The following is a 13,956-nucleotide window of genomic DNA, read 5'->3' as shown; positions in this document are numbered from 1 at the left end:
GGTCGCCGGCCGAGGTGGCCGCGCCTCCGCGACGGGACGCCGAGGAGGCGCGGGTCAGCCGTGCGGGTCGGGTGACGCGTCCGTGCCGATCGCCTCGAGCACGCGACCCGAGAACGCCTGGACGACCTCGGCGTCCGCCCCGAGCACGTCGGCGAAGTACCTCTTGATCGCGGCCGTGTGGCCCCGGGTGGCGGCGAGCATGGCCCGGCGGCCGTCAGGCGTCAGTTCGACCCAGGTGCCGCGCGCATCGGACGCGCACTCGGTGCGGCGCACCAGCCCGCGGCGTTCCATGCGCGTGACCTGGTGGCTGACCCGGCTCTTCTCCCAGCCGATCTGCTCGGCGATGTCGCGCACGCGCGAGCGTCGGTCGCTGCTCCTGCCCAGGCCGACGAGGATCTCGTACTCGGGTGCGGAGACGCCCGAATCGCTCTGCAGGCGGACCTCGAGGGCACGGTCGAGACGTCGTCTCATGACGTAGAAGGAGTCCCAGACGACCCACTCCTCGTCGGTGAGTTCGTCGGCCATTCGCCCAGTGTAGGGACGGTGGCGCGGCATATCCTCGACCCATGTCCGATGTGCACGCCGACGAAGTCACGCAGCAGACCGTCGAGACAGCCCGCCGCTGGTGGGACGCCGCGCGTGCCGTCCCGGTGCAGGGTCCGGCCGCCCGTCTGACCGAGGTGCTGCGCGACCCCCGCGGGCTCGACTTCGCCCGCGACTTCGCCGACCGCGTCGTCCGACCCGAAGACGACCGTGCGGCCGCGTCCGCACTCGACTCGCTCAGCCGACGCACGCCGGCCCTGCTGCCCTGGCACCTGCGGGCGGCGATCTCGTTCGGCGGGGGATTCGGTCCGCTCGCACCCAAGCCGATCATGCCGGTCGCGCGGCGGACGCTGCGCCACATGGTCGGGCACCTGCTCGTCGACGCACCACCCGAGAAGCTCACGCAGGCCCTCGCCGGACTGCGGGGCGACGGCGTCCGGCTCGACCTGACCGCCTGGGGGCCCGTGGTGTCGGGGCCGACCCAGGCCGAGCGGCGGGTCGCCGCGGTCCGGGCCCTGATCGAGCGGCCCGACGTCGAGCGCGTCACGACGACCGTCCGCGAGCTCGTCGGTCCGACCTCGCCCTGGTCCTTCGACGAGACGAGCGACCTGGCTGAGTCGAGGCTCGGGCCCCTGCTCGAGCTCGCGGCGTCGACGGGCACCCTCCTCACCCTCGGCGTCGACCGGCACGCCGACGTCGACCTGACGATCGACGTCTTCACGCGACTGCTCGACCGACCCGGGCTCGAGTCCGTCACGGCGGGCATCGTCGTCCAGTCGTACGTCCCCGAGGCGCTCGACTCGCTGCGGCTGCTCACCGACTGGGCCCGGGACCGTGTCGATCGGGGCGGCGCCCCGATCTCGGTCCGGCTGGTGAAGGGCGGGTCACGCCGCGACGAGATCGTCGACGCCCGCCTGCACGACTGGCCCGTCGTCACCTTCGAGGCCAAGCACGAGACCGACGCCAGCCACCTCCGGCTGGTCGAGTTCGCCCTGAGGCCCGAGAACGCCGCGGTCGCCCGGGTCGGACTCGCGGGTCACGACGTCTTCGACCTGGCCCATGCCGTCACGGTCGCCCGTCGCCACGGCACCGACCACCTGCTCGACGTCGAGATGTGGCTGGGGTCCGCGCCCGGTCTCGCCGAGGTCGTCCGCTCCGAGCTCGGTTCGCTCGTCCTCCAGGCGCCGGTGATCGTCTCCGGCGAGTTCGACTCCGCCGTGCGACACCTGGTGGGCCGGCTGGACGCGCTCGCCGACCCCGAGGGATTCCTCTCGAGCACCCTCGACGTCGACCACGAGGCCGCGTTCGCCCGCGAGGCTCGTCGGCACGACCGCGCCGTCGCGACCGTGGCCGAGCTGCCCTCCGTGCCCCGGCGGCGACGAGACCGGTCCGGGCCGCTAGACGAGGGTCCCGACCACGTCGTCGACTTCGCGGCCGAGGCCGACACCGATCCCTCGCTCGACGGCAACCGCCGGTGGGCCCGGGGTGTGCTCGGGCGCGCCCGTCGGTCGGTCGCCGGCGTCGAGACCGCCGACGCGGCCCCCTCCCTCGGGGCCGCGTCCTCCGGGGACGGAGCCTTCGACGACGGAGCCCTCGACGACGCGGCCCTCGACGACGCAGCCCTCGAGGCGCTGGTGACCCGCGCCTCCTCGGCCGGGGCGGCCTGGGGCGGCCAAGACCCCGAGACCCGCGCCGAGCTGCTCGACCTCGCGGGCCGAGAGCTCGCCCTGCGGCGCTCGCGCCTCGTCGAGGTGTCCGTCAGCGAGTCCGGCTCGACCCTGTCCGAGGCCGACCACGAGGTCGGCGCGGCCGTCGACTCGGCCCACCGGCTGGCGATCCTGACCCGCGACCTCGCGACCGTCGACACGGCCGAGCACCGGCCCCCGCGGCTGACGGTCGTCGTGCCCGACCTCGTCACACCCGTCGCCAGCACGGTCGAGGGGGTGCTCGCGGCGTTCGGCGCCGGCAGCGCGGTCGTCGTCCACCTGCCCCCCGGCCGGCGGCGGGCGGTCGCCGTCGTCGCGGAAGCGCTCTGGGCGGTCGGCGTCCCCGACTCGCTCCTGGCCCTGGTCGTCGCCGACGACCCCGACCACGAACGGGCCCTGCTGACGCACCCCGTGGTCGACCGGGTCGTCGGCCACGCGCCGGTCGAGACGGCCGTCGGCCTCCGCGACGCGCGCCCCGACCTCGACCTCGCCGTGCGGACCCGGGGGGTCACCTCGCTCGTTGTCACCCCCTCGGCCGACCTCGAGCTCGCCGCCGCCGACGTCGTCGCGAGCGTCGTCGACCACGCCGGCCGCGGCCACGGCGCCCTCGACCTCGTGCTCGCCGTCGGTTCCGTCGGTCACGGCGAGACGTTCCGCCGCCTGCTGCGCGAGGCCTTCGAGGCGGTCGTCGTCGGTCCGGCCGACGACGTCGCCACCGTGATGGGGCCGCTCGCCTCCGCCCCGACCGGGTCCGAGCTCGACGCCCTGACCGTGCTCGGCCCCGGCGAGACCTGGCTGCTCGAGCCGCGTCCCCTCGACGCGGCCGGGGCCCTCTGCTCACCGGGCGTGCGCGACGGTGTCGACCCCCGGGGTGCCTTCGCCTCGAGCACGCACGGGGTCCCCGTCGTCGGCATCGTCACCGTCGAGACCCTCGCCGAGGCGGTCGCGGTGCAGAACGCCGAGAGCGGCGGCGACGTGGCGGGCCTGCACTCCCTCGACGTCGACGAGATCGACGAATGGCTGCACACCGTGCGGGCGGGCGACCTCGTCGTCGGCGGTCCGACGACGGGCGCGCGGGTGCGCCGCCGGCCCACCGGCGGGTGGGGTCGACGGGCGATCGGTCGGGGCCTCAAGCCCGGTGGCCCGAACGCCCTGATCGGCCAGGGGGCCTGGCGCCACCGGCCCCACGACCCGCGCCCCTCGCTGCGCCTGCACGACGTCTCCGAGGGGGTCACCCGCCTGGTCGACGCGGCCCGACCCACCTTGTCGTTCGAGCAGTTCGACTCGCTCCGCACGGCCGTCGAGAGCGACCAGCGCGCCTGGCAGTCCGAGTTCGGGTTGGCCCGCGACGTCACCGGCCTCGTGGTCGAGCGCAACGTGCTGCGCTACCGACCGCACCCCGTGACGGTGCGACTCTCCTCCGGGGCCGATCCGTCGGCGCTCGTCCGGCTCGTCGCCGCCGGTGCGCGGGCGGGGTCGACCCTGGCCATCAGCTCGGCCGTGCCGTTGCCGGCGGGTCTCGTGCACCTGTGGCGCGCCTCCTCGTCCCCGGTGCGCGTGCGCGACGTCGTCGTCGAGAGCGACGAGGCGTTCGTCGCGCGGGCCGCCGCGGGGGCGTTGCAGGGCACCACGGCCGAGGCGACCGGCCCGGACGTGCTCGACCTGCTGGCGGAGGCCGCCGGGGGCGAGCGGGCCGCCACCGACGAGGCGCGCGTCGACGACTCGAGACCGGCCCCGTCACCCGAGGCGGTCGCCGCCTACCGCGGCCTGCGCATCCGGCTGATCGGCGGAGACCCCGCCGCAGTGGCCCGGGCGCTGCAGGGCAGCCCCGACGTGACGATCTTCTCGGGCGAGGTGACCGAAGAGGGGCGGATCGAACTGCTGGCGTTCGTGCGCGAGCAGTCCGTCTCGCTGACGGCGCACCGGTACGGCCGCCTCGACCCCGCGCTGGCCGACCTGCGGCTCTGACCGCGACCGGCCGCCCACCGGCCGCCCGCGGCCCGCCGTCAGGCCGTCGTCAGGCCGTCGTCAGGCCGAGCGGCGGCTGATGAGTTTCGACAGCACGATCGCGCTGCGCGTGTGGTCGACGTTCGGGGCGTTGCGGACGCGCTCGAGGGCTTCCTCGAGCGACGGGATGTCGCGGCTGCGCATGTGGACGATGGCGTCGGCACTGCCGGTCACCGTGCCGGCGTCGACGACCTCGGGCACCGTGCCGAGGATGCGCTGCAGTTCTTGGGGCGAGACGGTGCCGCGGCAGAACAGCTCGACGTAGGCCTCGGTGCCGAGCCCGTCGACGGCGGGGTCGACCTGCACGGTGAAGCCCTTGATCACCCCGTCGGCGACGAGACGGTCGACGCGACGTTTGACCGCCGAGGCACTGAGGCCGACCGAGGCGCCGATGTCGCCGTACCCGGCACGGGCGTTCTGGCGCAGGAGGTCGATGATGCCGTAGTCGAGATTGTCCACGAAGGCATGCTACGCGGGAAAACTGCACCAAAGCTGACAAATACGCAAGAATGTTGCGTGAGAGCCCGGCCTCGTGCGCGCCGGCGATGTGACACTGATCCGGTGAGCCTGACGATCGAACCTTCCGACCTGCCCGACGCGACCGCCCGACGGGACGCCGCCCGTGTGGCGAGCCACCGGACCATCTTGATGTGCCGACCGGAGCACTTCACCGTCAGCTACAAGATCAACCCGTGGATGGACCCCACCCAGCCGACCGACACCTCGTTGGCGCTGGCCCAGTGGCAGACCCTCTACGACACCTATGTCGGACTCGGATTCGACGTCGAGCTTATCGACCCCGAAGAGGGCCTGCCGGACATGGTCTACGCGGCCAACGGCGGCTTCGTCCTCGACGGCGTCGCGTACGGTGCGCGCTTCACCTACCCCGAGCGCCAGGCCGAGGGCCCGGCCTACATGCGCTGGTTCGCCTCGGCCGGCTTCGAGGTGGCCGAGCCCGCCGAGACCAACGAGGGCGAGGGGGACTTCCTGCTGGTCGGCGACGTCATCCTGGCCGGCACGGGCTTCCGCAGCGACTCGAGTTCGCACGACGAGATCGGTCGCGTCTTCGGGCGCGAGGTCGTCAGCCTCACCCTCGTGAACCCGAGCTTCTACCACCTCGACACCGCCATCGCCGTGCTCGACCCCGAGCCGGTGGACGGCCGTCACACCATCGCGTACCTCGAGAGCGCCTTCGACGACGCCTCGCTCGCGATCCTGCGGCAGCGCTTCCCCGACGCGATCCTCGTCAGCGAGGAGGACGCGGCCATCCTCGGCCTCAACTCGTACTCGGACGGCTACAACGTCGTGATCGCCGCCCGGGCGACCGGCTTCGAGCGTCAGCTGCGCGAGCGCGGCTACAACCCGATCGGCGTCGACCTCTCCGAGCTGCTGCTCGGCGGCGGTGGCGTCAAGTGCTGCACCCTCGAGCTGCGTCGCTGAGCGTCAGCCCGGCGGCCGCGCGAAGAGGTAGACGACGCTGCGTCCGGTGCGGTGCTCCTGCCGGATCTCGTACCCCTCGTCGCGCAGCTGGCGCAGGTCGGCCTCGCTGAGGACGTCGACCGAGAGTCGTGCGATCCACAGGCGGTTGACCGACGACAGCCGGTCGGCCAGCTCGACGGCGTCGTCCTCGTCGTCGAGACGCAGGGTGACGTCCGAGTACGAGCCCGACGGCAGCCCCGACCGCACGAAGGCGACATCGTCGAGCTCGGCGAAGCGCTCCGGGTAGGCGTAGATCGCCTGGCGGGGTCGCGTCGACACGGTGCCGGTCGCGTCGAGCAGGAACGCGTCGCCCGGGCGGGCCTGGCTCTCGATGTAGCTCGAGAGCTGGGAGAGGTCGCTGCCGCCCCCCTTGCCGGTCGGCAGCCGTTGCAGCACGTACGTCGGGACCGAGGCCGCCACCAGCAGGGCGACGAGGGCGATGCTGATCCAGCGCCGTCGGAACCCGGTGACGGCCACGGCCAGCAGCAGGCACATGCCCGGTGCCGAGAAGGTCACGAGTCTCGACGTGTACACGGGCGACAGGACGAGCCCCAACGCGAGCAGCAGCCCGGCGGGCAGCGCGACCCAGAGCGCGCCGAGCAACACCACGCTGCCCGGCGTCCGCGAGCGGTCACGCAGGCGGGTGCCGAGCAGGATGAGCAGGACCGCCGACACGACGGCGAAGGCCAGGCCCGTGACGAACCACGGTTCGACCAGGACCGTCCACCAGGTGACGTCGGCGCCCGTCGAGGGGTCGGCCACCCCCAGGAGGCGCGAGCGCTCGGCGAGGACCGTCCCGATCACCGGCGAGGTCACGAACAAGGCCGCCCCGGTCGAGACGGACCAGCCGAGGAGGCGGTGGCGGGCTCCCCGACGTCGGCGCTGTGCCGGCGCCAACAGCAGGAAGACGCCGTGCACCACGATGATCAGGCCGAGGGGGACGAAGGTCGCGATCGACCCGGCGAGGACCGCGCCGTACCCGATCCACCAGCGTCGGCGGTGACGCCGGGACGCCACGAGCAGCAGCACGGTCACCCAGACGGCCAGTGCGGCCGAGAGTGCGTAGGGACGGGCTTCGGCGGCCTCGAGCGTGAAGCGGGGCAGCACCGCGAAGAGGGCGGCGGCCAGCAGGGCCGTACGCCGGGTGGTCAGCATGCGCGTCAGGACGAGCACCCCGGCGGCGCCGGCCCCGACGAAGACGGCCGACGGGAACCTCGTGGCCACCTCGGCCTCACCGAAGGCGCCGACCCAGAAGTGCATGACGAGGTAGTAGACCGTGTGCACCGCGTCGCGCTGGTGGACGAACGCCAGCAACTCGCCGAGGGGAAGGCGCGCCACCTGCAGCGTCGTCGCCTCGTCGCTCCAGTACGAGGGCACCCAGCTGAACGCGGCACCGAGCAGCAGAGCCGCGAGGCCGGCGACGAGCGGGTCGAGCCAGCGGCTGCGGAGGGAGACGACCGCCGGGTCGTGTCCGATGCTCACGCGGCCGTCCTGCCGTGCCGGCTCACGGCCGCACCGCGGTGCCGACGGACGGCTTCGCAGCAGAGCCGCCGGGCGGCTAGGCCGTTAAACGAGTCAGGCCCCGCCTGAGCGGGGCCTTCTGTGGCTGGACACGGCATCGATCCGTGGACCTTTCGATTTTCAGTCGAACGCTCTACCAACTGAGCTACCCAGCCGTGAGGGCCCGAAGCCCCCAGGCGATGAACTCGCCTTGGCGACCCTGACCGGACTTGAACCGGCGACCTCCGCCGTGACAGGGCGGCGCGCTAACCAACTGCGCTACAGGGCCAAACTTGCTGCTGTGACACAGCGTACTCGATGTTCTGTTGTGTTTGGTGCAGATGGTGCCTCGGTACGGTCTTGCGGTGGTGCTGGTGACCCCAACGGGATTCGAACCCGTGCTGCCGCCGTGAAAGGGCGGTGTCCTAGGCCACTAAACGATGGGGCCGTGTCCGAGGACGTCATAGCAACCGATCACAGAGCATACGGATGATCGCGGGCAAATGCAAAACGGGGGCGACGCGGAGCGATGCGCGCGCCTCCTCGTCCCCCGTCCTGGTCACGCGACTCGCCCGCCACTCCGTCGTGATTGCCCGGCGATCGTCCGAGCGGAGGCTAGTTTCAAGTCGTTCTTGAGAGTTCGGGCCCGCCCCCGGGTCGGCCCGCCCGTCGTCACCGCCTCGCGGTGCTGTACGGGACCGCCCGCCGGGGTTACCGTGTCCAGCACGGCGACCACCGGCCCCACGGACTCGACGCCGTCACGACGAATCGGACCCACTCGATGACCACCACCCGCCGACCCGGTCGAGCCCGCCTGGCGAGCCTCACGTCGGGTCCCCTCGCGCCGTCGTCGCGGCTCGCCCGCGTCGTCGTCTCGATCGCCGCCGCGTCCCTGCTGCTCACCGCGGGCGTCGTCGGACTGCCGGCGTCCTCGGCCACCGCCGCGTCCTACCCGTCGTGGGAGGACGTCCAGAAGGCCCGGGGCGACGAGACCGCCAAGCAGGCCGAGATCACCAACCTCGAGGGCATCCTCACCCAGATGCAGGCGGACCTCGACGCCAAGAACACCGAGGCCGAGAAGCGCGGCGACGAGCTGCAGAAGGCCCAGTCCGCGTACGACGACGCGCAGTACAAGACCACGCAGCTGCAGTCGCAGGCCGACGCCGCCGACGAGGTGGCCGCCGCCAGCGAGGAGCGCGCGGGTCAGCTCGCCGCGCAGCTCGGTCGCTCCGGCGGAACGAACGGCGTCAGCGGCAGCCTGATCGCCGACCCGGGTGAGGCCGGGCAGCTGCTCTACAAGCTCGGCGCGATGAGCAAGCTCACCGAGCAGGCCGACGGCATCTACGCGCAGGCCACCCAGGACCGCAACACCGCCCAGGGGCTCAGCGACCAGGCCGCCGTCGCCGAGGCCGCCCTCGCCGTGCTGGCCGACACGGCACAGCAGGCCCTGGCCGACGCGAACGACGCCGCCCAGGCCGCGAGCGACGCCCTCGCCGCGCAGCAGGAGAACCAGGCGCGGCTCCAGGCCCAGCTCGAGACCCTCAAGACCAACGTCGACCACACCGAGGCCGAGTACCAGAAAGGCGTCGAGGAGTCCCGCGCGGCAGCGGCGGCCGCAGCGGCGGCGACCAACGGCACGGCGCTCGGAGTCGTCTCGCCCCAGGGCTGGACGCGCCCCGCCGGCGGCAACATCTCGAGCGGCTTCGGCATGCGCGTCAACCCGGTGACGCACGCGTACATCCTGCACGCGGGCACCGACCTCGCCGCGGGCTGCAACTCGCCGATCTACGCGGCGACCGCGGGCGTCGTCACCTACGCCGGCTGGTACGGCGGCTACGGCAACTTCGTGCTCATCGACCACGGCAACGGCGTCACGACCGGCTACGGCCACCAGCCGAACGGCGGCATCATGGTCAGCGTCGGCCAGGCGGTCGGCACCGGCCAGCAGATCGGTCACGTCGGCTCGACCGGCAACTCGACCGGGTGCCACCTGCACTTCGAGACCCGCGTCGGCGGCGTCGCGCAGAACCCGCAGCCGTTCATGGCCGACCGCGGCATCCGCCTGTAGGCGCCGTCCGCGCCCGGCGGGACGACGAAGGGCCCGACACCATGTGGTGTCGGGCCCTTCGTCGTGCCGGGGTGCGGGAGGTCAGTGCCCCTCGTCGGCCAGCTTCGTGATGCCGGCCTCGACGATGGCCTCGGCCTCGGCGGCGTCGCCCCAGCCCTCGGTCTTGACCCACTTGCCGGGCTCGAGGTCCTTGTAGTGCTCGAAGAAGTGCTCGATCTCTTTGCGGAGGTACTCGGGCACGTCGGTGACGTCCTGGATGTGCTCCCAGCGCGGGTCCTTCGCGGGGACGGCGATGACCTTGGCGTCGCTGCCGCCGTCGTCGGTCATGTTGAAGACGCCGACCGGACGCACCTTGACGCCCACGCCCGGGAAGAGCGGGTAGTCGAGCAGCACGAGCACGTCGACGGGGTCGCCGTCGAGGCCCAGCGTGTTCTCGAAGAAGCCGTAGTCGGTCGGGTAGACGAACCCGGTGAACAGGACGCGGTCGAGGTAGACGCGACCGGTCTCGTGGTCGACCTCGTACTTGTTGCGGCTGCCTTTGGGGATCTCGATCACGGCGTCGTACGCGGCCATGGGTGTGCTCCTTGCGATGCGTCGTTGGGGGTCCGACCCGACGGGTCGGCGGTGTCGCTAACGTTACAAGATGCCCGACAGACCCCGCCTGACCCCCGCGACGGCCGACGTCCGACGTGCCGTGCGCGCCTCCTTGTCCGGTCACGACGAGGGCGACCTGGTGCTGGTCGCCCTGAGCGGCGGACCGGACTCGCTCGCGCTCGCGGCGGGTCTCGCCTTCGAGGCGCCGCGTGCGGGGTTGCGCGCCGGGGCCGTCGTCGTCGACCACGACCTGCAGGGCGACTCACGCACCGTCGCGGCGCGCGCGGCCGACCAGGCGCGCGGCCTCGGGCTCGATCCCGTCGTCGTCGTGCGCGTCTCGGTGGGCACCGAGGGCGGCCCCGAGGCGGCGGCCCGCACGGCCCGCTACGAGGCGCTGTCCTCCGTCGCCGCCGAGCAGGGCGCCCGCACCGTGCTGCTCGGCCACACCCGAGACGACCAGGCCGAGACGGTGCTGCTCGGCCTCACCCGTGGCAGCGGCGCGACGAGCCTGAGCGGCATGGAGGCGCGCTCGGGCCTCTACGCCCGCCCCCTGCTGGCCGTCGGTCGCTCGACCACGGCGTCGGCGTGCACCGACGCCGGCCTCGAGGCCTGGGCCGATCCGCACAACGACGACCCGACGTTCACGCGGGTGCGGCTGCGGCAGACCGTCCTGCCGATGCTCGAGCGCGAGCTGGGCCCGGGCATCACCGAGGCGCTCGCGCGCACGGCGGACGCCCTGCGCGAGGACTCCTCCGCCCTCGACCACTTCGCCGACGAACTGGCCGAAGAGCTCGCCGACCACGCCGAGGCGGGCATCTCGCTCGACGTCCGCGGGCTCGCCGCGAACCCGGCGGCCCTGCGCCAGCGACTCATCCGGCTCGCGGTGCAGAGCGAGTTCGGCGTCTCGCTCAGCCGCGTCCAGACCCTCGAGGTCGCCCGGCTGGTGACCGACTGGCACGGGCAGGGGGCGGTGTCGCTGCCGGGCATTACAGTGGAACGCACCGGAGGCGCGCTGCACTTCTCGGCGACCGGCGCCTCCTGAGATCCCCCCTCGGCACCCCACGACCCCAGGAGCACGACACCACCATGGAACTCAGCGACATCGAGGCCGACCTGACCAGCGTGCTCTACACCGAAGAGCAGATCCACGCCAAGATCGCCGAGGTCGCGCGGCAGGTCGAGGCCGACTACGTCGGCCGCGAACCGCTGCTGGTGGGCGTGCTCAAGGGCGCCGTCATGGTGATGGCCGACTTCTCGCGCGAGCTCAAGCTGGCCTCGGCGATGGACTGGATGGCCGTCTCGTCGTACGGCTCGGGCACCAAGTCGTCGGGCGTCGTGCGCATCCTCAAAGACCTCGACAGCGACCTGCACGGCCGTGACGTCATCATCGTCGAGGACATCATCGACTCGGGCCTGACCCTGTCGTGGTTGCTCGAGAACCTGCAGAAGCGCGGCGCCGCGTCGGTCGAGATCTTCGCCCTCTTCCGCAAGCCGGCCGCCGCCAAGGTCGCGGTCGACGTCAAGTACGTCGGCTTCGAGATCCCCAACGACTTCGTCATCGGCTACGGCCTCGACTACGACGAGAAGTACCGCAACCTGCGCGGTGTCGGGGTGCTGGCCCCGCACGTCTACAGCTAGCGGTCCGCTCCCCGGCGGGGCGGATCAAGCCCTCGGCGAACACCCATCCAGGGCATAGCAGCCCCGATGTACCCTTTTGCTCACGTTCTTCCTGCAGAAAGGTGTCGGGCGTCGCCCGTACTGACATGGACTTCAAGAAACTCTTCCGCGGTCCGATCATCTACATCGTGATCGCGGTCATCGGCATCGGCATCGGGTGGAGCCTCATCAGCGGGGCGGGCACGACCCAGATCTCGACCCAGAAGGGCCTCGAGGCGATCCAGACCGACAAGGTCAAGTCGGCGACGATCTTCAGCAACGAGCAGCGCGTCGACCTCGTCCTGAAGGACGGCGACAAGGCCGAGCAGTTCTACTACGCGACGCCGCGTGGCTCCGAGGTCGTCGATGCCGTCAACGACGCCAATCTCGAGAACTTCGACGACACCGTCACGCAGACCAGCTGGTTCATGTCGCTGCTCAGCATCCTGCTGCCGTTCCTGATCATCGGCGTCATCTTCTGGTTCCTGCTCTCGTCCATGCAGGGCGGCGGCAGCAAGGTCATGCAGTTCGGCAAGTCCAAGGCCAAGCTGGCGTCGAAAGAGACGCCGCAGGTCATGTTCACCGACGTCGCCGGGGCCGACGAGGCGATCGAAGAGCTCGAAGAGATCAAAGAGTTCCTGAAAGAGCCGGCCAAGTTCCAGGCCGTCGGCGCCCGCATCCCAAAGGGCGTGCTGCTCTACGGCCCTCCCGGCACCGGCAAGACCCTGCTCGCGCGCGCCGTCGCCGGCGAGGCCGGCGTCCCCTTCTTCTCGATCTCGGGGTCGGACTTCGTCGAGATGTTCGTCGGCGTCGGCGCCAGCCGCGTCCGCGACCTCTTCGAACAGGCGAAGCAGAACAGCCCCGCGATCATCTTCGTCGACGAGATCGACGCCGTCGGTCGTCACCGCGGAGCCGGCATCGGCGGCGGCAACGACGAGCGCGAGCAGACCCTCAACCAGCTGCTGGTCGAGATGGACGGCTTCGACGTCAAGACCAACGTCATCCTGATCGCGGCGACCAACCGTCCCGACGTGCTCGACCCGGCCCTGCTGCGCCCCGGCCGCTTCGACCGTCAGATCGGCGTCGACGCTCCCGGCCTCGACGGCCGCAAGCAGATCCTCGAGGTGCACGGCAAGGGCAAGCCCCTGGCCGCCTCGGTCAACCTCGAGGTCTTGGCTCGCAAGACGCCCGGCTTCACCGGTGCCGACCTGGCCAACGTCCTCAACGAGGCCGCCCTGCTGACGGCGCGTTCGAACGCGCAGCTGATCGACAACCGTGCCCTCGACGAGGCGGTCGACCGCGTCATGGCCGGCCCGCAGCGCCGCAGCCGCATCATGAACGACCACGAGAAGCTCATCACCGCGTACCACGAGGGTGGTCACGCCCTCGCCGCCGCGGCGATGCGCCACACCGACCCCGTGACCAAGATCACGATCCTGCCCCGCGGTCGGGCCCTGGGCTACACGATGGTCCTCCCTCTCGAAGACAAGTACTCGGTCACCCGCAACGAGCTGCTCGACCAGCTCACGTACGCCATGGGCGGCCGTGTCGCCGAAGAGCTCGTCTTCCACGACCCGACCACCGGCGCCTCGAACGACATCGAGAAGGCCACGGCGACCGCCCGCAAGATGGTCACCGAGTACGGCATGAGCAACAAGGTCGGTTCGGTCAAGCTCGGCCAGGCGTCGGGCGAGATGATGATGGGCCGCGACGGCAGCTCGCGCGACTACTCCGAGAACATCGCCGAGACGGTCGACGCCGAGGTGCGTGTCCTGCTCGAGCAGGCGCACGACGAGGCGTGGCAGGTCATCAACGACAACCGCGACGTGCTCGACTTCCTCGCCCGCGAGCTGCTCGAGAAAGAGACCCTCGACCACGACGAGCTCGCCGAGATCTTCAAGGACGTCCGCAAGCTCCCCGAGCGTCCCCAGTGGCTCTCGAGCGACAAGCGTCCCGTGTCGGACCGTCCGGCCATCCCCATGCCGACGAAGTCGCCCGTCGACGCCGAAGCCGTCGACGGGGGCGTCGACTCCGAGCCGACGACCAAGCCGGCCCGCACGCGCCCGCCCCGCACGACGCCCGGCATCGCCACGGCCTGACGGACGATCGACCCGACCGGCTGCGCCGAGGCGCAGCCGGTCGCTAGCCTGAGGGCTCGTCCCGAGCACCGAACGGAGGTACCGCTTCGTGACCGACCCGTCCAGCGGCACCCCCGCCGCCTCCGGTGACGGCGGCCGCCCGGCCGCTGCGGCCCGAGAGGGAAGCGGCGCACCGACGAAGCGACCCCGCGGTCGTGAGCGCTACCCGGCCGACGTCGTGGTCGACGCGCCACCCGCCTCCGCCCGGGCGGCCGCCGACGAACTCGCCGCGGGTCCGATCACGCAGGGACGACTCGTCCTGGCG

At 71.9% G+C, this 13,956-nt stretch carries 10 protein-coding genes and 3 tRNA genes; 6 read left to right on the top strand and 7 right to left on the bottom strand.

Annotated features, from left to right (window positions below):
* Nucleotides 1-54: 54 nt before the first annotated feature.
* Nucleotides 55-525 carry a MarR family winged helix-turn-helix transcriptional regulator gene (locus tag ASG28_RS12470; protein WP_055975609.1) on the bottom strand — a complete coding sequence of 157 codons (471 nt, stop codon included), beginning with the start codon at nucleotides 523-525 and terminating at the stop codon, nucleotides 55-57.
* Between the two features lie 41 nt (nucleotides 526-566).
* Between ASG28_RS12470 and ASG28_RS12465 the strand changes: the two genes are divergently transcribed.
* Complete coding sequence (locus tag ASG28_RS12465) at nucleotides 567-4,217, top strand: proline dehydrogenase family protein (RefSeq protein ID WP_055975607.1); 3,651 nt, start codon at nucleotides 567-569, stop codon at nucleotides 4,215-4,217.
* Nucleotides 4,218-4,277: 60 nt separating this feature from the next.
* Here ASG28_RS12465 and ASG28_RS12460 read toward each other — a convergent pair whose 3' ends face one another.
* The gene (locus tag ASG28_RS12460) at nucleotides 4,278-4,715 is read right to left on the bottom strand and encodes an Lrp/AsnC family transcriptional regulator (protein WP_043593232.1); all 438 of its coding nucleotides are present in this window, start codon (nucleotides 4,713-4,715) and stop codon (nucleotides 4,278-4,280) included.
* A gap of 102 nt (nucleotides 4,716-4,817) precedes the next feature.
* Here ASG28_RS12460 and ddaH point away from each other — a divergent pair, with 102 nt between their 5' ends.
* Nucleotides 4,818-5,696: a dimethylargininase gene (gene ddaH, locus ASG28_RS12455; protein ID WP_342212040.1), complete on the top strand. Its 879-nt coding sequence runs from the start codon at nucleotides 4,818-4,820 to the stop codon at nucleotides 5,694-5,696.
* A 3-nt stretch (nucleotides 5,697-5,699) separates the two neighbouring features.
* On the opposite strand, the gene ASG28_RS12450 is transcribed toward ddaH, so the two are convergent.
* From ASG28_RS12450 to ASG28_RS12435, 4 genes are all read right to left on the bottom strand, one after another.
* Nucleotides 5,700-7,217, bottom strand: coding sequence for a glycosyltransferase family 39 protein (locus ASG28_RS12450; protein ID WP_055975604.1), 1,518 nt, complete (start codon nucleotides 7,215-7,217; stop codon nucleotides 5,700-5,702).
* A gap of 121 nt (nucleotides 7,218-7,338) precedes the next feature.
* A tRNA-Phe gene (locus ASG28_RS12445) sits at nucleotides 7,339-7,411 on the bottom strand.
* A gap of 36 nt (nucleotides 7,412-7,447) precedes the next feature.
* A tRNA-Asp gene (locus ASG28_RS12440) sits at nucleotides 7,448-7,524 on the bottom strand.
* An 83-nt stretch (nucleotides 7,525-7,607) separates the two neighbouring features.
* Nucleotides 7,608-7,683: transfer RNA gene (locus ASG28_RS12435), tRNA-Glu, on the bottom strand.
* A gap of 333 nt (nucleotides 7,684-8,016) precedes the next feature.
* On the opposite strand from ASG28_RS12435, the gene ASG28_RS12430 reads away from it, so the two are divergent.
* Nucleotides 8,017-9,303, top strand: coding sequence for a M23 family metallopeptidase (locus ASG28_RS12430; protein ID WP_055977588.1), 1,287 nt, complete (start codon nucleotides 8,017-8,019; stop codon nucleotides 9,301-9,303).
* An 81-nt stretch (nucleotides 9,304-9,384) separates the two neighbouring features.
* On the opposite strand, the gene ppa is transcribed toward ASG28_RS12430, so the two are convergent.
* The gene (gene ppa / locus ASG28_RS12425; RefSeq protein WP_043593233.1) at nucleotides 9,385-9,876 is read right to left on the bottom strand and encodes an inorganic diphosphatase; all 492 of its coding nucleotides are present in this window, start codon (nucleotides 9,874-9,876) and stop codon (nucleotides 9,385-9,387) included.
* A gap of 70 nt (nucleotides 9,877-9,946) precedes the next feature.
* On the opposite strand from ppa, the gene tilS reads away from it, so the two are divergent.
* The 3 genes from tilS (at nucleotide 9,947) to ftsH (ending at nucleotide 13,652) form a co-directional block, all read left to right on the top strand.
* On the top strand, nucleotides 9,947-10,939 hold the full coding sequence (gene tilS / locus ASG28_RS12420) for a tRNA lysidine(34) synthetase TilS (RefSeq protein ID WP_055975600.1): 993 nt from the start codon (nucleotides 9,947-9,949) through the stop codon (nucleotides 10,937-10,939).
* A gap of 44 nt (nucleotides 10,940-10,983) precedes the next feature.
* Complete coding sequence (gene hpt, locus ASG28_RS12415) at nucleotides 10,984-11,535, top strand: hypoxanthine phosphoribosyltransferase (protein WP_043593236.1); 552 nt, start codon at nucleotides 10,984-10,986, stop codon at nucleotides 11,533-11,535.
* Between the two features lie 125 nt (nucleotides 11,536-11,660).
* Complete coding sequence (gene ftsH, locus ASG28_RS12410) at nucleotides 11,661-13,652, top strand: ATP-dependent zinc metalloprotease FtsH (protein WP_055975596.1); 1,992 nt, start codon at nucleotides 11,661-11,663, stop codon at nucleotides 13,650-13,652.
* The last annotated feature ends 304 nt before the right edge of the window (nucleotides 13,653-13,956 follow it).

It is taken from the genome of Frigoribacterium sp. Leaf415 (assembly GCF_001424645.1).
Lineage (GTDB): Bacteria > Actinomycetota > Actinomycetes > Actinomycetales > Microbacteriaceae > Frigoribacterium.
The sequence above is the reverse complement of the archived record's forward strand: the minus strand, read 5'-3'. Positions and strand labels throughout refer to the sequence as shown.